Below are 26,073 nucleotides of genomic sequence, written 5' to 3' on the forward strand. Positions count from 1 at the left end.
CCCGCATTTCCGCTGCGGGCCCTTGGTTTGGCCGCCGCACTCGTGCTGTCTGCCTGCGGAGGAGGCGAGGCCGGACCGTCCGGTCAGGCCGCAGCCGCGGCCGTGCCGGTGACGACGACCGTCGTGCAGCCGCGCCAGTGGAACGACAGCGTCACCGCGCTGGGTACCGTGAATGCGCGCGAGTCGATCACCGTGACCGCGAAGGTCAGCGAGATCGTGCAGGGCGTCCACTTCGACAGTGGCGACGAGGTCGCGGCCGGCGCGCCGCTGATCACGCTCAGCGGCAACCAGCAGCAGGCCACGCTGCAGGCGGCCGAGGCGGCTGCCATCGACGCCGACAGCCAGTACCGCCGCGGGACCGAACTGGTGGAAACCCAGCTGATCGCGCGGGCATCCGTCGATACGCTGCGTGCGAACCGCGACTCGGCACGCGCCAACGTCGCCGAGATGCGGGCCAACATCGGCGACCGCACCATCCGCGCGCCCTTTGCCGGCGTGCTGGGCCTGCGCCAGGTCAGCCTGGGCGCGCTGGTCACGCCGGGCACGCCGATCGCCACGCTCGACGACATCGGCGCGGTCTATGTCGACTTCCCGGTGCCCGAAACCCAGCTGTCACGCGTGATCACGGGCCAGCGCCTGTTCGGCCGCATCGCCGCGTTCCCCGGCCGCGATTTCGAGGGCGTGGTGCAGACGGTCGATGCGCGCATCGATCCGCAGTCGCGCGCGGTCACGGTACGTGGCGCCTTCGAGAATCCTGATCGCGAACTGCGCCCCGGCATGCTGGTGCAGGTGCGCCTGCAGCAGGCGGCGCGCGAGGCGCTGATGATTCCGGAGATCGCGGTGATCCAGGTCGGCCGCGACACCTTCGTCTATCGCGTGCGCGAGGACGAGACCGTCGAGCAGGCGCCGGTGACCGTCGGCGTGCGCGCCGAGGGCCTGGTCGAGATCCTCGAGGGGCTGGAACCCGAGACGCGCATCGTCGTCGACGGCACCGGCAAGCTGCGCCCCGGCATGCAGATCACCGAAGGCACGGTGCAGGAAGCGAAAGCGCAGCAGGCCGACGAGGCCGCACCGGCGGGTGACACGCAGTGAAGCTGTCCGATCTCTCGATCAAGCGGCCGGTCTTCGCGGCCGTCATCAGCCTGCTGCTGGTCGTGCTGGGCATCATGGCGTTCATGCGCCTGACGGTGCGCGAACTGCCGAACGTCGATCCGCCGATCGTCTCGGTCGACGTCAGCTATCCGGGCGCATCGGCGGCCGTCGTCGAGACCCGCATCACCCAGATCCTCGAAGACGCGCTGGCCGGCATCGAGGGCATCCGCACGATCGAGTCGCGCAGCCGCAACGGCCGCTCCGACGTCACCATCGAATTCAATCTCAACCGCGACATCGAGGCGGCGGCCAACGACGTGCGCGACGCGATCAGCCGCGTCATGGACCGCATGCCGGTGGAGGCGGATCCGCCGGAGATCTCGAAGGTCGAGGCCGACGCCGACGCGATCATGTGGCTCAACATGCGCTCCACGGTGATGGACACCATGGAGCTGAGCGACTACGCCGACCGTTACGTCATCGACCGTCTGTCCTCGCTCGACGGCGTGGCCCGCGTGCAGCTGAGCGGCGCGCAGCGCTACGCGATGCGCATCTGGCTGGACCGCGATGCGATGGCGGCGCGCGGCATCACCGCCAACGACGTCGAGACCGCACTGCGCAACGAGAACGTCGAACTGCCGGCCGGCCGTATCGAGTCGGAAACCCGCGACTTCACCCTGCGCGTGGAGCGCGGCTACCGTGAGCCCGAACAGTTCGCGACGATTCCGCTGCGCCGTGGCGCCGATGGTTACGTGATCCGCATGGGCGACGTGGCCCGGATCGAACTGGGCACGGCCGAGCGCCGCTCCTACATGCGCAGCAACTCGGTGCCCAATGTCGGCCTCGGCATCGTGCGCACCTCGATCGCCAATGCACTGGACGTGGCCCACGCCGCGCGCGCCGAGGCCGAGCGCATCCAGCAGACGCTGCCCGAAGGCACCGAGATCTTCGTCGCCGCCGACAACACGGTCTTCATCGACGCGGCGATCAGCCGCGTGTACTGGACGCTGGCCGAAGCGATGGGCCTGGTGTTCATCGTCATCTGGCTGTTCCTCGGCAGTCTGCGTGCGGCGCTGATTCCTGCGATCACCGTGCCGGTGTGTCTGGTCGCAGCGTTCATCGCGCTGTACGCGTTCGGCTTCTCGATCAACCTGCTGACCCTGCTCGCGCTGGTGCTGTGTATCGGCCTCGTCGTCGACGACGCGATCATCGTGCTGGAGAACGTGCAGCGCCGCGCCGATCTCGGCGAGCCGCCCCTGGTCGCGGCCAAACGCGGCACCGCGCAGGTTGCGTTCGCGGTCATCGCGACGACCGCGGTGCTGGTCGCGGTGTTCCTGCCGGTCGGTTTCATGGAAGGCAATTCGGGACGTCTGTTCCGTGAACTGTCGGTGGCACTGGCCGGCGCGGTCGCGTTGTCGGCCTTCATCGCGCTGACGCTGACGCCGATGATGTGCTCCAAGCTCGTGCGTCCCCAGAATCACAAGAAGACCGGCTTCAATGCATGGAGCAACCGTCAGCTCACGCGCCTGTCCAACGGCTACGGGCGCCGAGTCGGCGGGCTCGTCGCGCTGTCGGGTGGTCGTCTGCTGTTGCTGGTGGTGGGTGCGATGGCCGCCTGCGCCGTGGCTGCGGCACTGCTGTACTGGCGCGTGCCCAGCGAGCTGTCGCCGGCCGAGGACCGCGGCCGGTTCTTCATCGGTGTCGACGGCCCGGAAGGTGCAGGCTACGACTACACGGTCGCGCAGATGCAGCAGGTCGAGCGGATCTTCGCGCCGCTGGTCGGCGAGGACCAGCCGATCGAGCGCGCCAACTCGCGCGTGCCGCGCGGCTGGGGCGGCAGCGAGGACATGCACACCGGACAGATCGTGGTCTTCCTGCAGGACTGGCGCACGCGTGATGTCAGCACCGCGTCCGTCGTCGAAGAACTGCGCGGACAGCTGGCCGAGCTGCCGGGCGTGCAGGCGCGCGCCAACGTGCCGGGTGGTCTGGTCGGTGGTCGCGGCCAGCGCTACCAGCTGGTACTCGGCGGACCGGACTATGCGGAGATCGCCCAGTGGCGCGACCGTATGCTCGTGCGCATGCGCGAGAACCCGGGCATCCAGGACCCGGATTCCGACTACAAGGAAACGCGCCCGCAGATGCGCGTCGATATCGACCGTGCACGCGCGTCCGACCTCGGCGTCTCGGTGCAGGAGATCGGCCGCACGCTGGAAACCATGATGGGCCAGCGCCAGGTCACGACCTTCGTCGACAACGGCGAGGAATACGACGTGCTGCTGCAGGCCGACCGCGAGCGCCGCATGTCGCCGTCGGATCTCACCGGCACCTTCGTGCGCGGCCGCGACGACACGCTGGTGCCGCTGTCGAACCTGGTGACGCTCAGCGAGATCGCCGAGCCCGGCAGCTTCAACCGCTTCAACCGTCTGCGTTCGATCACCATCGCCGCCGGCCTCGCGCCGGGCTACACGATGAGCGAGGCGATCGCGTGGACCAACGCGGTCGCGGCCGAGGAACTGCCGGACTACGCGCAGGTCGACTGGAAGGGCGAGAGCCGCGAATTCCAGGAAGCCGGCGGCGCGGTGCTGCTGACCTTCGCGATGGCGCTGCTGATCGTCTATCTGGTGCTGGCGGCGCAGTTCGAGAGCTTCATCCATCCGCTGTCGATCATGCTGACGGTGCCGCTGGCGGTGCTCGGCGCGCTGCTCGGGTTATGGGCGACCGGGGGTACGCTGAACCTCTTCAGCCAGATCGGCATCGTGATGCTGATCGGCCTGGCGGCGAAGAACGGCATCCTGATCGTCGAGTTCGCCAACCAGCTGCGCGACGACGGCCGCAACGTGCGCGAAGCGATCGCCGAAGCCTCGGCGGTGCGTCTGCGTCCGATCCTGATGACTTCGGCGGCGACGATCATGGGTGCGATCCCGCTGGTCGTGGCCGGCGGTCCGGGGTCGGCGAGCCGCGCGACGATCGGCATTGTGGTGATCTTCGGCGTCGCGTTCTCGACGCTGCTGTCGTTGTTCGTCGTGCCGGCGTTCTATGCGCTGCTCGCGCCGTTCACGCGTTCGCCGGAAGCACTGGCGCACGAACTCGAGCGACTGGAAGACGAGACGCCCGTGGTCAGCGGCCATGCCTGATGCCGCGCGCTGGGACGCGGTGCGCCTCGGCGGTGCGGGCTTCGTGCTCCGCCGCTGGCGCGCCAGTGATCTCGACGCGCTGCTGCACCACGCGGACGATCCTGCGATCGTCCGCGGTCTGAGCGACCGGTTTCCACATCCCTATACACGCGCCGATGGCGAGGCTTTCCTCGCCGGGCGCGTCGTCGATCTGTCGCTGCCGGTGCTGGCGATCGAGATCGACGGCGCGGCCTGCGGCAGCATCGGCGTGCGCCATGTCGCCGGCGGCGAGCGCGCGCACTCGGCCGAACTCGGGTACTGGCTCGGCCGCACGCACTGGAACCGCGGCGTGATGCGCCAGGTTGTCGCGCTCTACACACCCTGGGTGATGGACGCACTGTCGCTGTCCCGGATGCAGGCCAATGTGCTCGACATCAACCCGGCCTCGGCGCGGGTGCTGCAGGCCAACGGCTTCGTCGAGGAAGGCCTGCTGCGCGGCGCGATCCGCAAACCCGATGGTCTGCACGATCTGCGCGTATTCGGCTTGCTGCGCAACGTTGCCGACGCCTGATCCGCCCCAGAAAAGCGGTCGTGGCGCGGCACGCAGCGTGGAAATGCAGGTATCGTGTCCGCCAGTTGCGACGGGGGTCGCGACAGCCACCCGACCGGAGCATCGCGCCACGTGGATACCTTACTCAGTGCATTGAACGGGCTGATCTGGAGCAAGGCGCTGATCGCGCTGTGCCTGGGCGCGGGCCTCTGGTTTTCGTTCCGCACCCGTTTCATGCAGGTCCGCGGCTTCGTCGAGATGACCCGGCTGACCTTCAGCGGCAAGAGCTCGAATGCGGGCGTGTCCTCGTTCCAGGCACTGGCAATGTCGATGGCTGGCCGGATCGGCATCGGCAACATCGCCGGCGTCGCGACGGCGATCGCCTTCGGCGGCCCGGGCGCGGTGTTCTGGATGTGGGTGATGGGGTTCCTCGGCGCCTCGACCTCGTTCGTCGAGTGCACGCTGGCGCAGATCTACAAGGAAAAGGACAGCGAAGGGCGCTATCGCGGTGGCCCGGCGTACTACATCGAAAAGGCCATGGGCCTGAAGTGGTACGCGCTGGCGTTCGCGTTCGCGACGCTGATCGCCGCCGGTCTGCTGATGCCGGGCGTGCAGGCGAATGCGATCGCCGACAGCATCGCCAACGCCTGCGTGGGCACTTCGGTCTGCGGTGACCTGTCCGGCCAGTGGATGGGCATGGAAGCGCGCACCGCACTCAAGGCCGGCATCGGCATCACCGTGGCGCTGATGCTGTCGGTGATCATCTTCGGCGGCGTCAAGCGCATCGCCGCGTTCGCCGAGCTGGTGGTCCCGGTGATGGCGATGGCCTACATCTTCATCGCGGTCGCGGTGATGATCATCAACTACGACTTCGTGCCGACGATGTTCCGCATCATCTTCGAGAGCGCGTTCGGCGTGCACGCCGGCTTCGGCGCGATGCTGGGCCTGGCGATCGAGTGGGGCGTCAAGCGCGGCATCTACGCCAACGAAGCGGGCCAGGGCACCGGTCCGCATGCGGCGGCCGCGGCCGAGGTCTCGCACCCGGCCAAGCAGGGTTACGTGCAGGCGTGGGCGATCTACTTCGACACGATGCTGGTCTGCACCGCGACCGCGTTCCTGATCCTGGCGACCGGCATGTACAACGTGATCATGCCCGACGGCACCGTGCTGCATCAGGCACTGCCGGGCGTGGAAGCGGGCTCGGGCTTCGCCCAGGCGGGCATCGAATCGATCCTGCCGGGCTGGGGCGCGGCGATGGTCGCCGTGGCGCTGTTCTTCTTTGCGTTCACCACGATCATGGCCTATTACTACATGGCCGAAACCAACCTCACCTACCTCAACAACCACGTCGCCCGTCCGACCCGCACGCTGCTGCTGCGCCTCGCGATTCTCGGCATGGTGATCTTCGGCGCGGTGCGCAGCGCGGAGATGGCGTGGATGCTCGGCGACATCGGTGTCGGCCTGATGGCCTGGCTCAATATCGTCGCGATCCTGATCCTGCAGAAGCCCGCAATGCTCGCATTGCGCGATTACGAGACGCAGAAGAAGCAGGGTCTCGACCCGATCTTCGATCCCGACAAGCTCGGGATCCGCAACGCCGATTTCTGGCGCAAGGCCCCCTGATATGACGAAGTCCCCCTGGTCCGGCAGTGGCCGCGACACGCCACGCACACCAGCGCCCGCCCCCGGGCGTGACAGCCCATGGGGCGCGCGTTCGCGTCCCGCGACGTCGGCCCCGCCGCCGCGCGCGCCCGCGCCGCGGCCCGACGTGCGCGCGGACGAAGCGGATGCCGGTGAGACCGAAGACCGGCGCGAAATGCGCCTCTACGGTCGAAACGCGATCGATGCCGTGTTCGCCCGCCGACCCGAATCGATCCGCAAGCTGTACCTGCTCGAGGCCCGTATCCCGCAGTTGCAGCCGCTGTTGAAGTGGTGCGCAGCGAACCGCATCGGCTATCGCGTCGTCGCCGAAGACGACCTGCGCAAGCTCGCGGCCAGTTCGCACCACGAAGGCGTCGTCGCTGATGTGTTGCGCGAAGCGCCGCAGTCGCTGGGCACATGGCTGCAGGCACTGCCGGACGGCCCCGTGTGTGGGCTGTGGCTCGACGGCGTCGGCAATCCGCACAATCTCGGCGCGATCCTGCGCTCGGCGGCACACTTCGGCGCGTCCGCGGTGCTGCTGCCCAAGACCTCGACGCTGGCGCTGTCCGGGGCCGCCGCGCGCGTCGCCGAAGGCGGCGCGGAATCGGTGCCGTTCGTGCGTCTTGGGCGCGACGACAACGCGCTCGCCCAGCTGCGCAGTGTCGGCTTCTCGCTCGCGGCCACCGTCGTGCGCGGCGGCGAGAACCTCTTCGCACGCCCGCTGCCCGAACGCATCGTGTTCGTGATCGGCTCGGAGGGCGAAGGCATGGACCCCGACCTCGCCAAGGCCTGCGATCTGCAGATCGGCATTCCCGGCAGCGGCAAGGTCGAGAGCCTCAACGTGGCATCGGCGACGGCCGTACTCCTGGCGCAGTGGACCCAGCACTAGCACCGGGCGTGAGCCACTGGCGTGATCTCGCGTCATGGCAGGCGGATGCCGCGGCCGCGAGAGCGTCAGACCATGTGCTGCAGCTGGATGGGCGCGTGCGTCCGGGTCTGTGTGATCTGTGCGGATCGGCGCGGGGATTCTCGCCCGCTTCCGGACCGGCAGACGCGCGGGAAGGACTGCAATGCCTGAGCTGTGGCTGCAACGCGCGCCAGCGCGCTGCAGGTCGCCTGCTGCTGGAGCAGCTGGCTGCGCACGCGCAAGCCCGGATCCATCTGACCGAGCAGGCGAGTCGTCTCTATCTCGCTGTGCGGCGGCGGTTTCCGCGTACGAGTGGCGCGGAGTTCATCGGCAGCTGGCACAAGCGGCTGCGTCTTTCGTTCTGGCTGTGGCGCAAAGGGGTATTCGAGATCGTCCGGCACGGCGACGTCACCGCATCCGGTTCGGCGGATGGCGCTTTGGACGCCGTGCTCAGCCTCGATGTGCTCGAGCATGTGCCGGACGCGCGCAGCGCGTTCTCGGAGCTGGCGCGGGTCATCCGGCCTGGCGGCGTCCTCGTCGCGACGATTCCGTTCTATGACGACGCGTTGCAGAGCACGCAGATCGCGACGCTGTCCGCCTCGGGCGCCGTCGAGTTCGTCGGCGAGCCCGAGTACCACGGCGATCCACTGGGCAGCGGCGTGCCCTGTTTCCATCATTTCGGATGGGCGGTGTTGCAGGACCTGCGTGACGCCGGCTTCAGCGACGCGGCAGCGCATCGCGTGTCCGACGCCACGCGCGGTCTTCCGCACGGCATCTGGGTGATCGTCGCGAATCGCTGATCGCGATCCGCAGCTGGATCAGTGCGCCGGCGCGTCTCCGGTCTTCGGCGCGCTGCCGAAATCTCCTTCCGCTTCCGCCGCCAGCCACGCGAACACGGCATAGGCGGCGGTGTTCTGCGCGACCGCGTCGGGATCGACCTTGTCGAAGGTGTCGTTTGCGTTGTGGTGCAGGTCGAAATAGTCGGTGCCGTCCTGACCGAGCCAGCCCCAGGCGCCACCCCGGGCCGCCAGCGGCGAGATGTCCGGACCGGGGCCGCCTGCGTCCTGCAGATAATCAATGCCGAGCGGGCGCAGCACTTCGGCAATGGCGTCGCTGGTCGCACGCTGGCCGGCGGGTGCGCTGGTGTTGAAGCCGTAGATGCGCCCTGCACCGAAGTCGCTTTCCGCACCGATCACGTGCCGTGCGATCACGTCCGGGCCGCCATGCGCCTGGGCGTAGGCGCTGGCGCCGATCAGGCCCTGCTCCTCGTTCGCGAACGCGACCACGCGTACCGTGCGACGCGGCCGCTGGGGCAACTGCGCGATCAGGTGCCCGGCCGCCATCGTGATGCCGACGCCGGAGGCGTCATCGACCGCGCCGGTGCCCAGGTCCCAGGAATCGAGGTGCCCCGCGATCAGCACGATCTCCTCAGGCACTTCGCGCCCGGTCAGTTCGGCGATGACGTTCTGCGAGGTGTAGTCGCCGTTCCAGCCGACATCCAGCGCCAGGTGCACCTGTACCGGGCCGCGCGCGAGCAGGCGGGTGAGCTGGTCCGCATCGGGCAGCGACAGCGCGGCGGACGGGATCGGCCGCACGTCGGCATCGAAGCGGGTCAATCCGGTATTGGCGACGCGGTGCGGACTCGTACCGATCGAGCGCATCAGGTAGCCGGCAGCCCCCTTGCGCGCCGCGATCGAGGGACCACGGCTGCGGACCGGTCCGGCGACGCCATAGCCGCTTCCGTCGCGCGAACGCGCCATCGGGACATCGACGAACGCGAGCTTGCCGTGGAGTGCGGCGGGATCAGCCGCTTCCAGCGCGGCGATGCTGTCGAAGCGCACGAGTTCGGCGGTGACATCGCCGGCCGGGCTGCCGCCGAGCGCGGTGATCACCAGCGGCTGCGCATGCGCGCCGACGACGGCCGCGTGTTCGCTGCGGCGCTCCCATTTCGGAAATGTCACCGGTTCGGTCCACACCTTGTCGTAGCCCAGCGCCTCGAAACGCGCCTTGGCCCACGCGACCGCACGCGCGTCGGCTTCGCTGCCGGGCAGGCGCGGGCCGACCTCGGTGGTCAGCGATTCGATCAACGCGTACGCGGTGCCGTCCTGCGCGGCGCGTTCGCGCAATTGTGCGGCCTGTTCGAGTGCGGCCGCCGACAGCGGCGTGGCCTCGCGCGATTGCGCGAATGCGGGAGATGCGGCCAGCAGCGCGGTCGACAGCAGGGCGATGGCCAGAGGCCTGATGGACGGAACGCGCATGTGGACGACTCCAGCGATGAAAGGGATCGGCGATACAGAAACGGGCCGCGGCAGTGTCGCGCGCGGCCCGTGGGATGGCTCTGACGTGTGGAACGCCGCGTCAGGGCTGCGTCCGCAGCGAGTCGCGGATCTCGCGCAGCAGCTTCACTTCTTCGCTCGGCTCGGCCGGCTTGGCCGCTTCCGGCGCCTCGGCCTGCTTGCGCTTCAGGCGGTTGATGAACTTGACCGCGAGGAAGATCGCGAACGCGACGATGGTGAACTGGATGATGGTGTTGATGAAGATGCCGTAGCCGATCGCGACCGCGGGAATCTCCTCACCGGTGGCGGCGTCGATCGTTGCCGCGCGCAGCGTGATGGCCAGTTCGGTGAAATCGACATTGCCGATCAGCCAGCCGATCGGCGGCATGATGATCTGGTCGACCAGCGCGGTGACGATCTTGCCGAACGATGCGCCAATGACGACACCGACCGCGAGATCGATGACGTTGCCGCGGACCGCGAACTCCTTGAACTCGGACAGAATGCCCATGGATCACTCCTGCACTGTATTTGGGGAACAAGCGCGGACGACTATACCGACGGCGGAGTGATTTCGAGATGCAGTTCGATCGCGTCGTCGAGCCTGGCGACGCAGCGGTCTCCGGGCTGCAGCGCGGCGACACCGGCCGGCGTGCCCATGAAGACCAGATCGCCTGCGCGCAACGCGAACAGCTTCGACAGTTCGTGCAGGATCTCGGGCACGTCCCAGATCAGCTGGTCGAGTGTCGACACCTGGCGCTGCACACCGTTGACCTCGAGGAGAAGCGTGCGCGATTCGAGCGCGCCGATCTCCGATGCCGGCACGAGTTCGCCGACCGGCGCGGACGCATCGAAACCCTTGGCGATATCCCACGGCAGGCCCTTGGCCTTGGCCGCTGCCTGCAGGTCACGACGGGTGAGATCGAGACCGACCGTGTAGCCGAGCACCAGCGCCTGCGCGTCCGCGACCGCGAGCACGCCTGCCGGCGCGTCGGCACCGAGCGCGACGACCAGTTCGACTTCGTGATGCAGATCCTGCGTGGCGCTGGGGTAGGGCACCGCATCGCCGGTCACGACCGCATCGGCCGGCTTGGCGAAGAACACCGGTGTCCCACGTGCGGCCTTCGAGGCCGGCGCCTCGGCACCCATCTCCTTCGCGTGATCGGCGAAGTTGCGGCCGACGCAGTAGACCCGGCGTACCGGGAAGCGGCCACCGCCCCGCACCGACAGGCGCACGGGCTCGAGAGCGGGCACGACATCGCGCGCGGGATCGGTCATCGCGGGTCCTCGGCGCAGCGCGCCATCAAGATGGGGGACAGGCGCGGCGCAGTCGCCGCGCAAGTTGGATCAGCGCAGTGCGGCGTGGTCGCGCTCGCGCACGACGCGATATTCGGCATCGACGATGCGCGTGTCGCGGCGTGGCGCGGGGCCGCGCACGAGCAGGCGACGAGCGATGCCAAACAGGATCATCGCAGCGCCGATGAAGACACCGGCGACGAGCAGCACCGCGAGCATCGCCACGCCGACCAGGCCGAGCGCGATGCGCAGCAGCGGATGACGCGGTTTACGCGGCGCGAACATCGCGCGCACGCCGGAGGCGTCGAATCGGGCATGGAGATCGCGGAAGAAAGGCTTGGACATGGGTTCCGTAAACGTCGTGACACAATGCGGCCTGTGTGGCCGATGACCAGTATCGGTCCGGGGCCAATCGGAGTTGTAATGTCTTCGTTAAATCCACGTGAGGGGCATCCGCCGCTGCTCGCGCTCGACGCCATTGCCGACGGCGGATTCGCCGAAGTGGAGGCAGTGCTGGACGGTGATGCGGAATCGCTGGTGCTGTTCCGCGAAGGCACACGCGTACAGGCGTGGTTGAACATCTGCCCGCATGCAGGGCGCCGTCTTGATTGGGCGCCGGGCCAGTTCCTGCGCGCGAAGACCGGTGAACTGGTGTGCGCGGCGCATGGTGCGAGTTTTTCGCTCGTCGACGGTGTATGCGTCGCCGGGCCATGTCGCGGCGAATCGCTGCGCTCGGTCGCGGTGCGCGTGCAGGACGGGCAGGTCGTGCTGGATTGAATGTGGCGCGCTGCGTGCCGGCGTGCGATTGAACGGCTTCGATCAGAACAGCAGATTGACCATCAGCACGACGATCACCGTATAGATCAGCGAGATCGGCAGGCCGATCCGCCACAGCTCGCGCGCCTTGTAGCCGGCCGGGCCGATGATCATCGACATCACCGGATTCGACTGGGTCATGAAGTTGTTCGACGCCGACAGCGCGACGATCAGCGCGAACGCGGTGGGATTGCCGCCCACCGCAAGCGCGAGATTGATCGCCAGCGGCACCACGACGATCGTCGCGCCGACATGACTGATGACCATCGAGAACGCCGCCGTCAGCAGCGCGACCGCGATCTCCAGCACCCAGATCGGCAGACCGCTCGGCAGGCGTTCGATCGTGTGCCCGGCGACCCACGCCGCCGCGCCACTGGAATCCATCGCCCAGCCCAGCGGAATCAGGCAGGCCATCAGGAACACGGTCTTCCAGTTGATCGCGCTGTAGGCCTCGTCCATTTTCAGCACGCCGAACACCAGCATGCCGGCGACACCGGCCATCAGCGCGACCGATGTCGGCACGCGCGAGGACAGCGCGATCAGCATCGTCACCGCGAAGATCGCCATCGCGATCTTGAACTTGTGCGGTCGCTGCTCGCCCTTCGGGTAATCGGTGACGATGATGAAGTCGAGGGATTTCGCCGTGTTCGCCAGGTCCTGCCAGATGCTGTGCAGCACCAGCATGTCGCCGGCGCGCAATGGCATGTTGCGCACGTCTTCGCGGATCACCTGCTTGTCGCGGTTGATCGCGAGCAGGCGCACGCCGTACTTCTTGCGCAGGCTCAACTCGGCTGCCGACTTGCCGATGAACTTCGAGGTCGGCGGCACCACGGCTTCGGCGATGCCGGCGCGGCTGGGGTTGAACAGATCACCGAAATTACGCAGGCGCGTGCTCAGACGCAGGAACTGGTTCTGGGCGAAATCGGCGACCTGCTGGCGCTGGCCCATCGCGCCGATCACGCTGCCGACCCAGATGCGCGCATCCGACGGCGGTGCGAGTCGTGACTCGTTCTCGGACTTGAGCGCGAGCAGCACCGGCGCGTCGTGGATCGATTCCGCTTCGCCGAAGGTCATGCCGACCAGCGGACTTTCCGCGGTGACCACGAGTTCGTAAACATCGCCGTCGATGCCGTAGGCGCTGGCGAAGTAACTCTGCGTGCGCGCCGGCGTGACATTGCCTTCGCCGTCGCCCAGATCGCCCAGCTGCCGGTTGCCGCGGAAATGGAAGTAGGCGAGGGCGGCGGCCAGCAACACCAGACCGATCGGCAACGGCGCGAACATGTTTAACGATTCCAGCGTCGCCGAGCCCGAGGGCAGGTTGGCGTTGGCCGCGGTCAGCAGATCGTTGAGCAGGATCAACGGCGAGGAGCCGACCATCGTCAGCGTGCCGCCCATGATGATGGCCACGCAGATCGGCAGCAGCATCTGCGCCAGGCGCAGACCCGAACGAGAGGCCAGACGCGCGGCGACCGGCATGTACAGCGCCATCACCGACGGGTTCTGCATGACCGAGGAATTGAGGCCGGCGATACCGGCGGTCAGCATCAGCAGCCGGTCTTCCTGGCCCTTGGCCCGCCGCAGCAGCCAGCCCGCGAGGCGGTTCAGCGCGCCGGTGCGGTCGAGGCCCATGCCGAGGATCATCGTGGCGATGACGCTGATCGTCGCGTTCGACGAGAAGCCGTTGAACACGTCTTCCGGTGCGACTAGACCGGTCAGCCCCAGCATCACCAGCACCACCAGCGCCACCAGATCCGCGCGCACGCGCTGGAACACGAAGAGCACCATCGTCAGGCCCACGAGGGCCAGGACGATCTTCATGTCGGTGGTGAGGGCGAGCGCGGTGTCCATCAGCGTCGCAGGCCGTCCTGGCCATCGGTGATGCGTGGAGCGGGGCGGGCGCAGGCCATCGGCAACAGACTGCGCGGCGCCGCGTGCAGCGGATGTCGAACCCGGCGTCCTGGGGCCCGTGTCACGGCACTAGCGTCCGGCGGCGTCTTCGGCGACGCGGTCGTACAGCAGATCCCAGACGCCGTGTCCGAGCTTCTGCCCGCGGGTTTCGAAATGGGTCTGCGGCCGCCACGGCGGTCGCGGCACGTGGCCACGTGGACCGGCACGATTGCGCAGGCCGGGCGTCGCGTCGAGCACGTCCCACATCTGCTCGGCGTAATCGGCCCAGTCGGTCGCCAGGTGCAGTCGGCCTTCGGGGCTGAGCTTGCGCACCAGCAACGCCGCGAACTCCGGCTTCACCAGTCGGCGCTTGTTATGGCGCTTCTTGTGCCAGGGATCCGGGAAATAGATGCGGATCTCGTCGAGCGCGCCGTCTGCGATCTCGTGTTCCAGCACTTCGACCGCGTCGTGGTGATACACGCGGACGTTGCCGTTGCCGTCCTCAGCCAGCGCATTGAGCACGCGGCCGACGCCCGGCGCGTGCACTTCGATGCCGATGTGGTCGCGCGCGGGATCCAGCTGCACCGAATGACGCAGGGCCGTGCCGTTGCCGAAACCGATCTCGACGATGCGCGGCGCACTGCGGCCGAACACTGCGTCGAAATCGCGGGGGGTGCCCCCACGTTCGGATGGTGTGTAGTCCAGGCCGAACTTCGGCCAGGCGTCATCGAACGCGCGCTGCTGGGCCGGCGTGAACCGGCCCTGGCGCAGCACGAAACTGCGGATCTCGCGACGGCCTTCGGTTGCCGTGAACGGCTTCGGCGGGGCCTTGGCACCTTCGCTGGAAAACGGGTTGGTCATGGAATTGTCTGGTCGTTCCGCAGCGATGCTGCCGTCCGTGGCGCAGCGACAGCGACTCCGGGCTGCCCGGCCCGGCCATCCGTGGCCGGGCGTTCGCCGATGTGCGCGGCAGTGCCGCGCGAGCGACATCTGCTCACCCGATAACGCCATCGACGGGCGAAGACGCGCTCGCGAACCGCTTGCGCGGAATCCGGCCGGCGAGGAACGCCTCGCGACCGGCTTCGACTGCCTTGCGCATCGCGCTGGCCATCAGCACGGGATAGCGTGCGCCGGCGATCGCGGTGTTCATCAGCACGCCGTCGCAGCCCAGCTCCATCGCGATCGCGGCATCGGACGCGGTGCCGACACCGGCGTCGACGATGATCGGCACCTTCGCGTTCTCGATGATCTCGATCAGGTTGTACTTGTTCTGGATGCCCAGGCCCGAGCCGATCGGCGCGGCCAGCGGCATCACCGCGGCGCAGCCGATCTCTTCCAGGCGCTTGGCCAGGATCGGATCGTCGGAGGTGTAGACCATGACGTCGAAGCCATCCTTGACCAGCTGCTCCGCAGCTTTCAGCGTCTGCACCACATCGGGGAACAGCGTGCGCTGGTCACCCAGCACTTCGAGCTTGGTCAGGTTGTGGCCGTCGAGCAGTTCGCGCGCCAGGCGGCAGGTGCGCACCGCGTCTTCGGCGGTGTAGCAGCCGGCGGTGTTGGGCAGGATCGTGTAGCGGTCCGGCGGCAGCACGTCGAGCAGGTTGGGCTCGCCCGGGTTCTGGCCGATGTTGGTGCGGCGGATCGCGACGGTGACGATCTGCGCGCCCGCGGCCTCGGTGGCCAGGCGGGTCTCGTCGAGATCCTTGAACTTGCCGGTGCCGGTCAGCAGGCGGGAAGCGTAGGTCTTGCCGGCGATGATGAGGCCGGCATCAGCAGGGGATGCAGTGGTCATCGGGGGATTATCGCGCGTATTGGCGAGTTTGAGGCGTGTCCCGATGGCCAGTGCGCCGTAACAGAGTCGATCTGTCGAACATGCCTGCTGCAACCGTCCCACACCCTCGGGCTCGTATTGCCGGCTTGCGCTGGGTTTCGGCGCGTGTTACCGATTGCAGGCAGCTTTCGACGCATGGTGCAACTGTCAGGAGACCGGGGTGATGAAAATGGAAGAGCGGTTCGGCTTTGTCTGCAGTGGGTTTCTGCTGGTAGCAATGTTGAGCTTTTCGGCAACCATCGAAGCCAACGATCGTGCTATCGATGTGAGTGGGGAGTTCGGTCTGCAGCGCGAGGAAGTGCTCCGGGATCTTTCGGACGGCAAAACCTATGCGGAGATCGCCCCGGTAGATCGGGATCGGGTGGTGCAGGCGCTGACCCGCATCGGAAACACGCTCGGGGGCGTGTCGTCTATCGACGAGCTGAACGAGGATGCCCGACTCTCGGTCCATAACGACCAGGATGTGATCAACACTGTACTGACGCGCGCACGCGCGGACAGTCGGCTCATATGCGAGAGACGCGCGCAAACCGGTTCGCATCGTCGAACCTCGGTGTGCACGACAGTGGCGCAACGTAATCGACTCCGAGACGAGTCCACCGACGAATTGCGCAACAGTCTTTACCGTACCCCGGGGCGTCAGATAGGCAACTGACGGGGCGAAGGCGTAAAGCGCCTCAGCCGCCGCCCAGCGCGTGCACGATCTCGACCCGGTCGCCGTCGTGGATCGTGTGCTCCGGATGCCGCCCGCGCGGCACGATTTCGCCGTTGATTTCGACCGCAACGCGGCGGCCGGCCAGTCCCTGTCGGATGAGCAGTGCGGCGATGGTGCTGCCGGTGTCGATGGCGAGATCCTCGCCGTTGAGTCGGATGTTCATGGCGGAATTGTCGCCGCTTCGTGCAGCCGGCGCACGTGTGCCGCACTGCGGCGTGCCGACTCTGGAGCCGGGTGGGATGATCCCGCGATTCGGCGCCATGCGCTGCCGGATGGACCGGCGGACACACGCCGGCCACTTCGAATTCCCAGGAGAACCCCCAGATGTCGTCCAGGCCCATCCGTGCCGCCCTCGCTGTCGCGCTCGCCGCGGCTGCCACCCTGCCTGCATTCGCAGCCGAGACGTTCTCGCGCACCGTGTTCTTCGGCGACAGCCTGACCGACTCGGGCTATTTCCGCCCGGTCATCGTGGGGCAGGTCGGCGCCCCCGGTGCACTCCTCGGTCGCTTCACCACCAATCCGGGCCTGACCTGGGCCGAGCATGTCGCGGACCGCTACGGCACCCGCGCGGACGCGAACGGCAACGGGCAGGTCGGCGACAACTACGCCGCCGGTGGCGCACGCGTGTCGGCGACCGCGGTCACCGCGCTCGGCCAGGCGCCGTCGCTGGCATCGCAGGTCAACACCTACCTGACCGCCAACGGCGGCCGCGCGGACGCCAATGCGCTGTACACCGTGTGGGGCGGCGCCAACGACCTGTTCGCGGTCGCTGCCAACCCCGCGCAGGCGCAGCAGATCATCGGCTCGGCGGTCACCGCCCAGGTCGGTCTGGTCGGCACGCTGCAGGGCGCGGGCGCCCGCTATGTCGTCGTGCCGTCGATCCCCGACATCGGCCTGACCCCGCAGTCGCGCGCCGGCGGTCCGGTGGCGATGGCGACCGGCACCGCGCTCGCCAACGCCTACAACACTGCGCTCTACGCCGGCCTGGCCGGCCAGGGGCTGCGCGTGATTCCGGTCGACACCTTCCACTTCTTGCAGGAAGTCTCTGCCAGCCCCGCGCTGTACGGGTTCGCGAACGTGACCTCTGCTGCCTGCCGCGCGCAGCCGGGCGTGGGCGACTCGTCGGTGTTCTGCAATCCGAATTCCTACGTCACGCCGACAGCAGCCGACAGCTATCTGTTCGCCGACGGCGTGCACCCGGCCAGCCGCGCGCACGAAATGATCGCCGACCTGGCGATCGCGATGATCGACGGCCCGCAGCAGATCGCGGTGCTGCCGCAGTCGGCGACCATGACCGGCCGCGCGCGCGCTGATCGCATCAACAACCGCCTGAGCCTGGCACCGGTACGCAGCGAAGGCCGCAGCTGGTGGGCCGACGTGCGCGCCGACATGCAGCGCTACGACCATGGCGATGCCTACGACGGCGTCGGCCCGGCCCTGACCGCGGGTCTGGACTGGACCTCGGGCAGCACGACCTTCGGCGGCTTCGTCGGCTACGGCAAGCAGGGCAACGACTGGGGCCTGCGTCGCGGCAACTGGGACCAGAGTGAAGCGACGGTCGGCGGGTTTGTCGGCTGGCGCGCCGACAGCGGCGCCTGGGTCAACGCGCAGCTCAGCTACACCTGGCTCGACTTCGACACCGACCGCACCGTGCAGATCGGCCCGGTGACGCGCGTGCATTCCGGTCAGGCCGACGGCAGCAACGTCACCGCCGCGATCGGCGCGGGCTGGAACTTCGGCGAGGGCGCGCTGCAGCACGGCCCGGTGCTGTCGCTGGTCGCGCAGCGCATCGAGGTCGACGGCTTCGCCGAAAGCGAGCCGACCATGTCGAGCTCGCTGGCATATCCGTCGCAGGACATCGACTCGCTGATCGGCAGCGCCGGCTGGCAGTTCGCCTATGCCGCCAGCGACGCGTTCCGTCCCTACGCGCGCCTCACCATCGATCGCGAGTTCGAAGACGCGCCGACGGAAGCCTTTGCGCAGTCGCAGTCGCTGCCGTCGACGCTGCCGTATGCAGTACCGGCGCGCGGCTACGACAACAGCTACGCAACCGCGACGCTGGGCACGCAGACGAAGCTGTTCGGCCTCGACGCCAACATCGGTGCCAGCCTGACGATCGGCCAGAAGGCCGGCAGCCACACGACCGCGTTCGCGACGATCGGCGCCGGCTTCTGAAGCCGCGCTTCGCGCTGGCGGCGACGCTTGATGCGTCGTTGCCAACGCGCGCGGCGGCGGCATAGACTGCCCACCTCGCGCGGGTGTAGTTCAATGGTAGAACTGCAGCTTCCCAAGCTGCTAGCGTGGGTTCGATTCCCATCACCCGCTCCAACAGGTTCCAGTGGTATCCGGGCGGCGACACCATCGAACTGGTGTCGCCGTTTTCGTTGGTGGCCCGTCTCTCTTCGCTGTGCGTCCTTCCGGTGATTCGATGAAGCTCGCGATCCTCTCCCGCAACACCAGGCTCTATTCGACACGCCGTCTGGTCGAGGCCGCGCGCGTGCGTGGGCACACCGTGCGCGTGCTCGATCCGCTGCGCTGCTACATGCGCATCAGCAGCGAGGGGTTCTCGATGCGCTACAAGGGCAAGCCGGTCACCGGCTACGACGCGGTGATCCCACGTTTCGCGGTCCAGGTCACGCGCTACGGCAATGCGGTACTGCGCCAGTTCGAACTGCTGGGGACGTTCGCACCCAACCCGTCGGCGGGATTCGCGCGCGCGCGGGACAAGCTGCTGTGCCAGCAGTTGCTCGCCGCCGAGGGTCTGGGCTTGCCGGTGACGGTATTCGGCGACAACCCCGACGACACCGACGACCTGCTGGCGATGCTCGGCCCGCCGCCGCATGTCATCAAGCTCAACGAAGGCATGCAGGGCGCCGGGGTGATGCTGACCGAGAAGCCGTCGGCATCAAGAGGCGTCGTCGAAGCGCTACGCGGTCTGTACGCGAGCTTCGTCATGCAGGAATTCATTGCCGAAGCCCAGGGCGCGGACCTGCGCTGTTTCGTGGTCGGGGACCGGGTCATCGGTGCGATGCAGCGTCAGGCGCCGCCCGGCGATTTCCGTTCCAACCTGCACCGGGGCGGTATTGCGACGCCGGTCGAGACGACGGCCGAGGAGCGTGCGGTCGCGGTACGCGCCGCACAGGTCATCGGCCTGGGCATCGCAGGCGTCGATCTGCTGCGGTCCGCGCGCGGGCCGCTGGTGCTGGAGGTCAATGCCTCGCCGGGGCTGGAGGGCATCGAGGAAGCGACCGGGGAGGACATCGCCGGGGGCATCGTCGACTATCTCGCGGCCCACGTCGGCGCCCGAACACCGCCCCGTCGCACACGCCGTGTCACGCCGAACGGAACTTGAACGTTTTTTTTCCGGATTTCGACGTTTGCGTCCGTAATCTGCACGTCCGGAATGCGCTCGCGCTCTCTCTCCGTCCCGGGTCACCGGGGCAGCAGCGGATGACGGCAATCGGGGCAACACTCCTTCGGCCCGGGCGGTTTCCGCCCGGGTCTTTTTGTGTCTGCCGGTGTGCCGTTCCATCGGAGTACGCCAGAGGCCCGTCCCGGCGATCTTTGTATGCGCGGCGACGACGTGCGCCGTGGAAGCATTGCGGGGCTGTGCCATCATCCGGCGCTGTACCGCATTCACCGTAATGCGCGCCCGCGGGCGCGACCCCAAGGACACCCAATGCACATCCTCGTCATCGAAGACAACCAGGACATCGCGGCCAATCTCGGGGATTACCTCGAAGACCGCGGACATACCGTCGACTTCGCCGCCGACGGCGTCACCGGCCTGCACCTGGCCGTGGTCCACGACTTCGACGCGATCGTGCTCGACCTCAACCTGCCGGGCATGGACGGCCTGGAGGTCTGCCGCAAGCTGCGCAACGACGCACGCAAGCAGACCCCGGTGCTGATGCTCACCGCGCGCGACAGTCTCGACAACAAGCTCGCCGGGTTCGATTCGGGCGCCGACGACTATCTGGTCAAGCCGTTCGCGCTGCAGGAAGTGGAAGTGCGGCTCAACGCGCTGTCGCGTCGCGGCAAGGGCACGCACACCCGCGTGCTCGACGTCGGTGAGATCGAATACAACCTCGACACGCTGGAAGTACGTCGCGGCGGCAAGCTGCTGCAGCTCAACCCGACCGCGCTGAAGATCCTGCAGTCGCTGATGGAGGCCTCGCCGGCGGTGGTCACCCGCCAGGATCTCGAGACCCGCGTGTGGGGCGAAGAACTGCCCGATTCGGATTCGTTGCGCGTGCACATCCACGGCCTGCGTGCGGTGATCGACAAGCCGTTCGACACGCCGTACATCCAGACCCGTCACGGCATCGGCTACCGCATCGCGGTTCCCGATGCGGCCAACTGAGGCCACCCAGGGCCGACCGGCCCGCACGCGTGGGCGTCGCCGCTACCGGCGGCGTCTGCGCAGTCGCATCATCCTGTCGTTCGTGCTGCTCGGTCTCGGGCTCACGACGCTGTTCGCATTCCTGACCCAGGAAGCGCGCGACCGCGTGGAGAACACGCTGGTCGAAGACCTGATGAACCGGAACATCGACGAGTACGCGCGTCGCTACTACGTCGACCCGACACGCAATCCGGCGGCCCCTGTCCAGCAGATCCAGGGGCGCGTGATCCGGCGCGACCGCTTCGAGGAACTGCGCCGGGACCAGCCGGACTGGTACGAACTGGGCGACGGTATCCACAACCTCAGTGGTATCGACGAGGACGGCACGCCTTTCATGTACAAGCTCGCGGTGCGCAAGACGCCCGACGAGTGGTTCTTCCTCGCCTACGACATGAGCGAGACGATGCGCGGCGCGACCCAGTTCCAGCGCGCGATCTTCGGGTCGGTCGTGCTGGTGTCACTGTTGTCGCTGCTGATCGGCTGGTGGTCGGCGTCGCGCGTCATGAGTCCGGTCTCGGCGCTGGCGAACCGGTTGCGCAGCTCCGGCGACACGTCGACACCCGAGGCGCTGGCGCCGCATTTCCCGGACGACGAAGTGGGTCAGCTCGCGAGTGCGCTCGACGACTACGCATTCCGGCTGACCGAGGTGGTGCAGCGCGACCGTGAGTTCAACGCCGACGTCAGCCACGAGCTGCGCACACCGCTCGCGGTGATCAAGGGTGCGGTGGAACTGTTGCTGTCGCGGCCCGAGCTCGACGCCAAGACCCGCACGCGCCTGGAGCGCATCCAGCGCGCCGAGCAGCAGTGCACGGATCTGATCAGCGCATTGCTGCTGCTGTCGCGCAACGAACGCGGGCATGGCGCGACCGATGTCGGTCGCGTGGTCGAGCAGTTGTTCGAAGCACATCGCGGCCAGCTGGGCGGCAAGGCGCTCGAACTGCGTCTGGAGACCGGCCCGCAGCGGCTGGTCGTCGATGCGCCCGAGGCTGCGGTCACGGTCGCACTCGGCAACCTCGTCGGCAACGCGATCAAGTACACGCAGGAAGGCGAGGTGGTCGTGCGTCTGGGCGAGTCGACCGCCGAGGTTGCCGACTCCGGGCCCGGCCTCAGTGCCGAGGACGCGGCACGCCTGTTCGAGCGCGGCTATCGCGGTACCCATGCCGAGCATTCGCAGGGCGGCGGCATCGGCCTGTCGATCGTGCGTCGCCTGTGCGCCCTGTACGGCTGGCAGGTGCGCGTGGTGCCCGGTGCGGTGCAGGGCGTCGTCGCCACCCTGTCCTTCGGCCCCGAACGGCCGCCGGTGGCGCCGGAGCGGCGCGGGCACTGAGCGGTGGGTCGGCGGGCGTGCCCGCCGACGCAGGCCCTGTGCCGTGCGGACCGGCCGTATCGTGGGCGACACCTCCGCGCGACGCGGGTGGTCGGCAGGTACCGTCCCGGCGTTACAGGCTCAGCCACCAGCAATCGAGGTGGCGCCTCAGGCGGAGGACGGTCTGGACCGCGCCGGTCCCGCTGTCGCCGGTCTGCTCGATCCGCAGCGATGACGGCGGGCGTTCCGGCGCGGCGGTGGGGATGTCGCGTGCGTTGACCCAGCCGGTGAATCCGGTGTCCGCCTGCGCGACCACGGTCTGCGCGGGCCGCTGGGCGACGATGTCGAGCAGGGGGCGCTGGGCGATCGCATCCAGTCGATCGAGAATCTGGTACCCACCCGCGTGGCTGATGCCCTGCCAGTGATAGAGCCCTGCGAGGCGGTTGGTGTCGCGCTGGTCGATTGCGAACTGCAGTTCCTGGATCAGTCCGCGCAACGTGCGCTGGCAACTGATCCGCGGTTGCCTGGCCTGCGCGCCGCCGCGGCGGGGCGTATTCGCGGTCGCGCCCAGCGCCGCGCAGGGCCGGTCGGTGTAGATGGTGCCGCCGTCAGGCGCGGTGCAGCGTCGGACCTGCGCTTCGGCGGGGGACGGCCAGCCAGGCGCGGCGATGACGACCAGCAGCAGGACGGGCATGAGGCGGCGTGACATTGCGGGAGCCTAGCCGCTGCACGGTGGGGGCGACAGTGACGACCGCGCCGGATGTTCAGGACAGTCGCGCGAGTACGGCCTGTGTGGGCCTGGCGAGATTCAACGTATAGAAGTGCAGCGCCGGGGCGCCGCCGGCGATCAGGCGTTCGCACAGGCGCGCCACGATTTCGGTCCCCAGCTCGCGCACCGCGTCGGTGTCGTCGCCGAAGGCGGTCATCTGGCGCTGCATCCAGCGCGGGATCTCCGCGCCGCAGGCCTCGGAGAACCGGCGCAACTGGCTGAAGTTCGAGATCGGCATGATGCCGGGGACGATCGGGACATCGACGCCCAGCCGCCGCGCGCTGTCGACGAAATGGAAGTAGGCGTCGGCGTTGTAGAAATACTGGGTAATGGCTGCGTCCGCGCCCGCATCCACCTTGGCCTTGAAATGCCGCAGGTCGCTGTGGGCATCGTCCGATTGCGGATGGATTTCCGGATAGCAGCCGACCTCGATATGGAACAGGTCGCCGAACTCGGCGCGGACGAACGCCACCAGATCGGCGGCATACCGCAGATCGCCCGGACGGCCCATGCCCGAGGGCAGGTCACCACGCAGCGCGACGATCCGCCGGCAGCCGATCGCGCGGTAGAGCTTCAGCAGTTCGCGGATTTCCTCGCGGCTGCCGCCCACGCACGACACGTGCGGTGCGGCTTCCAGCGCGTGACGCTGCTTGAGCCGGCGCACGGTCTCGGGGGTGTGGCTGAGCGTCGATCCGCCGGCACCGAAAGTGCACGACACGTACTCGGGCGCGTGGACCGCCAGCTTGCGCGTGGTGCGGTCGAGCTGCGCGCGCTGGTCATCGGTCTTGGGCGGATAGAACTCGAAGCTGATCGGGATCATCGCTGCAGGGTCTGCGAGTGTCGGGAAAGTCTATCTCTTTATCGAGATGGAAGCATGCAATCCGGTTGCAGGGTGTTCCGCTCTCGCATCGGGACCGCCGGGCCGGACACAGCGTTGCAGGGGATTTCGCCGGCCGATCACAAGCACGGGCCTATAATTGCTGCACTGCAGCAGCATCCCGTGCACGAACAGGAGCACTTGGCGCGCTGCCCAAACTGGAAGTGCCCGAGATGAAAAAGCTGCTCACGACCCTCGTGGGTCTGTTCGTGCTGTCGGCCGTGGCCGGCGTCGTGTTCCTCTACTGGCCGCTGTTCGAGCGTTCGCCGCCCGAGCCGGAAAATGCCGAGCCTGTCGACGTCGTCCTGATCGGCGCGGGTGTCATGAGCGTCACGCTGGCGACCTATCTCCAGGAACTCGAGCCCGACTGGCGCATCGAGATGTACGAGCGCCTGGACGGCGTCTCGCTGGAGAGCTCGGATGGCTGGAACAACGCCGGCACCGGACACTCGGGCTTCGCCGAACTCAACTACACGCCCGAGCGCGAGGACGGCAGCATCGAGACCGCGCGCGCTGTCGACATCGCCGAGCAGTTCGAGATCTCGCGCCAGTTCTGGTCGCACCAGGTCGAGGCAGGTCGCCTCGGCACGCCGACCGATTTCATCAACGCCACGCCGCATATGAGCTTCGTGTGGGGCGATGCGAACATCGATTACCTCCGCCGTCGCCACGCCGCGCTGTCGAAGGAGCCGCTGTTCAACGGCATGGAGTACTCGGAAGATCCGGCGCAGATCGCCGCGTGGGCGCCGCTGATGATGCAGGGGCGCGATCCCGCGCAGAAGATCGCCGCGACCTGGATGCCGCTCGGCACCGACGTCAACTTCGGCGTGATCACCCGCCAGCTCACCCAGGCGCTCGAGCGCAGTCCGAACTTCGGCCTGCATCTGCGTCACGAAGTACGCAAGCTGCAGCGCGAGGACGACGGCACCTGGACCGTCGCCGTGCGCGATCTCGCCACCAATACGACCCGCTCGATCCGCACGAAGTTCGTCTTCGTGGGTGCCGGCGGCGCCGCGCTGACGATGCTGCAGCACTCGGGCATTCCGGAAGCCGCGAACTATGGTGGCTTCCCGGTGGGTGGACAGTTCCTCGCCGCCGACAATCCGGCCGTCACTGGACGCCACGACGTGAAGGCTTACGGCAAGGCGGAAGAAGGCTCGCCGCCGATGTCGGTGCCGCATCTCGATGCGCGCATGCTCGACGGCAAGCCGGTGCTGCTGTTCGGCCCGTTCGCGCTGCAGAGCACGCGTTTCCTCAAGCACGGCTCGTGGTTCGACCTGTTCTCTTCGGTCAACAACCACAACGTCGCCGGCATGATGCGCGTCGGCGCGGAGAACCGGGATCTGGTCGGCTACCTCGTCAGTCAGGCACTCCTGTCGGACGCGGACCGCATGGCCGAGCTGCAGAAGTACTACCCGGATGCGCAGCCCGCCGACTGGCGTCTGGTGACCGCCGGCCAGCGCGTGCAGGTGATCAAGCGCGATCCCGAGAAGGGCGCGATCCTGCAGTTCGGTACCGAGATCGTCACCGACGCCGACGCCAGCATCGCCGCACTGCTGGGCGCGTCGCCGGGTGCGTCGACATCGCCCAAGATCATGCTCGACGTGATGCGCAAGGTGTATCCGGCGCAGATGGAAGGCCCTTGGCGCGATCGCATCGAGCAGATCGTGCCGTCGTTCGGTCAGACGCTCAACACCGATGTCGCGCTGACCAACCGCATCCGCGGCATGACCAGCCGTGTGCTGCAGCTGCCGTACCACGAAGTGCCGGGCGCGGCGATCGGCGACGGCCAGCCGCCGGCGGCGAACGACGAACTGCACGGGCCGGACGAAGGTCCCGACGAGGCCGAGCTCGACCGGCGCATGCAGGCGCTGTGATCGACCGGATGTCGTAAGCGGAACGGGAAAGGCGGGCCTCCGGGCCCGCCTTTTTCATGCGCGACGCCGGCGCGATACCCTGTCGCGCCATCGATCCGGCCCACCTCGATGTCCATCGTCCTCACACCCTTCGCCCGTCCACGCCTGTTTCCGCGCACGCCGCGCGGCAACACCATCCAGGACATCACGCCTGCGCAGTTCGAGGCGCACCTCAACAGCGAAACGCCGCACGCGGTACTCGATGGCTACGCGCCGTTCTGCAAGCTGCACGTGCATCGCAACTGGACCTCGACGCGCTGTCTGACGGTGCCGGTTACCGACGCCAACCGGCACCTGCTGCGCTCGGGTTACGAAGCGCGAAACAGCGCCGAACTGCCGGTTCTTGTGCGCTGGTTCGAAGGCGTGGAATCGCCGCGTGCCGAATATCTCGTCGTAATTCTCTACAGCGCCGAACAGCTCGCGAAGGAAGGCTCGCCGATCGATGCGGACTGGGGCATCGTCGGCTGCATCTACACCGCCGAGCCGGAAGAGATCCCGATGGCCCCGATCACGATGCTGCGCAACGCGCTGGGTTTGGAGGAGGGCGGTTCCGGCGTGCCGCTTGATCGCGAGGCCTACCGGCGCAGCGTGGAGTTCTGGGAACGGAACGCGAACTGGCGGCCGTAAGGCGGCCAGAACATCGCCGCACGAAAAACGGGCGCCTTTCGGCGCCCGTTCC

24 protein-coding genes and 1 tRNA gene are annotated in these 26,073 nt (G+C 67.9%); 15 read left to right on the plus strand and 10 right to left on the minus strand.

Annotated features, from left to right (window positions below; genetic code table 11):
• Positions 1–12: 12 nt before the first annotated feature.
• The 6 genes from AC3A4E_RS04860 (at position 13) to AC3A4E_RS04885 (ending at position 8,103) form a co-directional block, all read left to right on the plus strand.
• Positions 13–1,092 carry an efflux RND transporter periplasmic adaptor subunit gene (locus tag AC3A4E_RS04860; RefSeq protein WP_487632019.1) on the plus strand — a complete coding sequence of 360 codons (1,080 nt, stop codon included), beginning with the start codon at positions 13–15 and terminating at the stop codon, positions 1,090–1,092.
• A complete protein-coding gene (locus AC3A4E_RS04865) occupies positions 1,089–4,226 on the plus strand; it encodes an efflux RND transporter permease subunit (protein WP_487630420.1) in 3,138 nt (1,045 codons plus the stop codon). The genes AC3A4E_RS04860 and AC3A4E_RS04865 overlap by 4 nt, the downstream gene beginning before the upstream one ends.
• Positions 4,219–4,776: a GNAT family N-acetyltransferase gene (locus tag AC3A4E_RS04870; RefSeq protein WP_487630421.1), complete on the plus strand. Its 558-nt coding sequence runs from the start codon at positions 4,219–4,221 to the stop codon at positions 4,774–4,776. The genes AC3A4E_RS04865 and AC3A4E_RS04870 overlap by 8 nt, the downstream gene beginning before the upstream one ends.
• A 111-nt stretch (positions 4,777–4,887) precedes the next feature.
• Complete coding sequence (locus AC3A4E_RS04875) at positions 4,888–6,378, plus strand: alanine/glycine:cation symporter family protein (RefSeq protein WP_232137252.1); 1,491 nt, start codon at positions 4,888–4,890, stop codon at positions 6,376–6,378.
• 1 nt (position 6,379) lies between these two features.
• Positions 6,380–7,285: a TrmH family RNA methyltransferase gene (locus AC3A4E_RS04880; protein WP_487630422.1), complete on the plus strand. Its 906-nt coding sequence runs from the start codon at positions 6,380–6,382 to the stop codon at positions 7,283–7,285.
• A 95-nt stretch (positions 7,286–7,380) separates the two neighbouring features.
• Positions 7,381–8,103, plus strand: coding sequence for a class I SAM-dependent methyltransferase (locus AC3A4E_RS04885; RefSeq protein WP_487630423.1), 723 nt, complete (start codon positions 7,381–7,383; stop codon positions 8,101–8,103).
• A gap of 18 nt (positions 8,104–8,121) precedes the next feature.
• On the opposite strand, the gene AC3A4E_RS04890 is transcribed toward AC3A4E_RS04885, so the two are convergent.
• The 4 genes from AC3A4E_RS04890 to AC3A4E_RS04905 form a co-directional block, all read right to left on the minus strand.
• Positions 8,122–9,546, minus strand: coding sequence for a M28 family peptidase (locus AC3A4E_RS04890; protein ID WP_487632020.1), 1,425 nt, complete (start codon positions 9,544–9,546; stop codon positions 8,122–8,124).
• A gap of 115 nt (positions 9,547–9,661) precedes the next feature.
• Positions 9,662–10,090 (minus strand): large-conductance mechanosensitive channel protein MscL, encoded by a 429-nt coding sequence (mscL, locus tag AC3A4E_RS04895; RefSeq protein WP_487630424.1) that lies wholly within the window; start codon positions 10,088–10,090, stop codon positions 9,662–9,664.
• A 41-nt stretch (positions 10,091–10,131) separates the two neighbouring features.
• A complete protein-coding gene (locus AC3A4E_RS04900; protein WP_487630425.1) occupies positions 10,132–10,857 on the minus strand; it encodes a fumarylacetoacetate hydrolase family protein in 726 nt (241 codons plus the stop codon).
• Between the two features lie 69 nt (positions 10,858–10,926).
• Positions 10,927–11,220, minus strand: coding sequence for a hypothetical protein (locus AC3A4E_RS04905; RefSeq protein ID WP_232137247.1), 294 nt, complete (start codon positions 11,218–11,220; stop codon positions 10,927–10,929).
• Positions 11,221–11,298: 78 nt separating this feature from the next.
• Here AC3A4E_RS04905 and AC3A4E_RS04910 point away from each other — a divergent pair, with 78 nt between their 5' ends.
• Positions 11,299–11,652, plus strand: coding sequence for a Rieske (2Fe-2S) protein (locus AC3A4E_RS04910; RefSeq protein ID WP_487630426.1), 354 nt, complete (start codon positions 11,299–11,301; stop codon positions 11,650–11,652).
• Positions 11,653–11,694: 42 nt separating this feature from the next.
• On the opposite strand, the gene AC3A4E_RS04915 is transcribed toward AC3A4E_RS04910, so the two are convergent.
• The 3 genes from AC3A4E_RS04915 to AC3A4E_RS04925 form a co-directional block, all read right to left on the minus strand.
• Complete coding sequence (locus AC3A4E_RS04915; RefSeq protein WP_487630427.1) at positions 11,695–13,539, minus strand: SLC13 family permease; 1,845 nt, start codon at positions 13,537–13,539, stop codon at positions 11,695–11,697.
• A 129-nt stretch (positions 13,540–13,668) separates the two neighbouring features.
• On the minus strand, positions 13,669–14,439 hold the full coding sequence (gene trmB, locus AC3A4E_RS04920; RefSeq protein WP_487630428.1) for a tRNA (guanosine(46)-N7)-methyltransferase TrmB: 771 nt from the start codon (positions 14,437–14,439) through the stop codon (positions 13,669–13,671).
• Between the two features lie 133 nt (positions 14,440–14,572).
• Positions 14,573–15,370, minus strand: coding sequence for a thiazole synthase (locus tag AC3A4E_RS04925; RefSeq protein ID WP_487630429.1), 798 nt, complete (start codon positions 15,368–15,370; stop codon positions 14,573–14,575).
• 202 nt (positions 15,371–15,572) lie between these two features.
• Between AC3A4E_RS04925 and AC3A4E_RS04930 the strand changes: the two genes are divergently transcribed.
• Complete coding sequence (locus AC3A4E_RS04930) at positions 15,573–16,064, plus strand: hypothetical protein (protein ID WP_487630430.1); 492 nt, start codon at positions 15,573–15,575, stop codon at positions 16,062–16,064.
• A gap of 22 nt (positions 16,065–16,086) precedes the next feature.
• Here AC3A4E_RS04930 and thiS read toward each other — a convergent pair whose 3' ends face one another.
• Entirely contained in the window at positions 16,087–16,287 is a 201-nt protein-coding gene (gene thiS, locus AC3A4E_RS04935) for a sulfur carrier protein ThiS (protein WP_487630431.1), read from the minus strand.
• 161 nt (positions 16,288–16,448) lie between these two features.
• Between thiS and AC3A4E_RS04940 the strand changes: the two genes are divergently transcribed.
• The 5 genes from AC3A4E_RS04940 to AC3A4E_RS04960 all read left to right on the plus strand — a co-directional run bounded on the left by AC3A4E_RS04940 (position 16,449) and on the right by AC3A4E_RS04960 (position 21,853).
• Positions 16,449–18,299, plus strand: coding sequence for an autotransporter domain-containing protein (locus AC3A4E_RS04940; protein ID WP_487630432.1), 1,851 nt, complete (start codon positions 16,449–16,451; stop codon positions 18,297–18,299).
• 79 nt (positions 18,300–18,378) lie between these two features.
• A tRNA-Gly gene (locus tag AC3A4E_RS04945) sits at positions 18,379–18,452 on the plus strand.
• A gap of 100 nt (positions 18,453–18,552) precedes the next feature.
• Complete coding sequence (gene rimK / locus AC3A4E_RS04950; protein ID WP_487630433.1) at positions 18,553–19,476, plus strand: 30S ribosomal protein S6--L-glutamate ligase; 924 nt, start codon at positions 18,553–18,555, stop codon at positions 19,474–19,476.
• Between the two features lie 327 nt (positions 19,477–19,803).
• Entirely contained in the window at positions 19,804–20,487 is a 684-nt protein-coding gene (locus AC3A4E_RS04955; protein ID WP_487630434.1) for a response regulator transcription factor, read from the plus strand.
• Positions 20,474–21,853, plus strand: coding sequence for a sensor histidine kinase (locus tag AC3A4E_RS04960; RefSeq protein WP_487630435.1), 1,380 nt, complete (start codon positions 20,474–20,476; stop codon positions 21,851–21,853). Before AC3A4E_RS04955 ends, AC3A4E_RS04960 begins: the two co-directional genes overlap by 14 nt.
• A gap of 112 nt (positions 21,854–21,965) precedes the next feature.
• On the opposite strand, the gene AC3A4E_RS04965 is transcribed toward AC3A4E_RS04960, so the two are convergent.
• Both AC3A4E_RS04965 and metF read right to left on the minus strand, forming a co-directional pair.
• Complete coding sequence (locus AC3A4E_RS04965) at positions 21,966–22,541, minus strand: hypothetical protein (RefSeq protein WP_487630436.1); 576 nt, start codon at positions 22,539–22,541, stop codon at positions 21,966–21,968.
• 55 nt (positions 22,542–22,596) lie between these two features.
• On the minus strand, positions 22,597–23,421 hold the full coding sequence (metF, locus tag AC3A4E_RS04970; RefSeq protein ID WP_487630437.1) for a methylenetetrahydrofolate reductase [NAD(P)H]: 825 nt from the start codon (positions 23,419–23,421) through the stop codon (positions 22,597–22,599).
• Between the two features lie 230 nt (positions 23,422–23,651).
• Here metF and mqo point away from each other — a divergent pair, with 230 nt between their 5' ends.
• Both mqo and AC3A4E_RS04980 read left to right on the plus strand, forming a co-directional pair.
• A complete protein-coding gene (gene mqo, locus AC3A4E_RS04975) occupies positions 23,652–25,355 on the plus strand; it encodes a malate dehydrogenase (quinone) (RefSeq protein ID WP_487630438.1) in 1,704 nt (567 codons plus the stop codon).
• A 108-nt stretch (positions 25,356–25,463) separates the two neighbouring features.
• Positions 25,464–26,021 (plus strand): DUF3228 family protein, encoded by a 558-nt coding sequence (locus tag AC3A4E_RS04980; protein WP_487630439.1) that lies wholly within the window; start codon positions 25,464–25,466, stop codon positions 26,019–26,021.
• Positions 26,022–26,073 lie beyond the last annotated feature (52 nt).

Source organism: Luteimonas sp. Soil_N_1 (genome assembly GCF_057656255.1).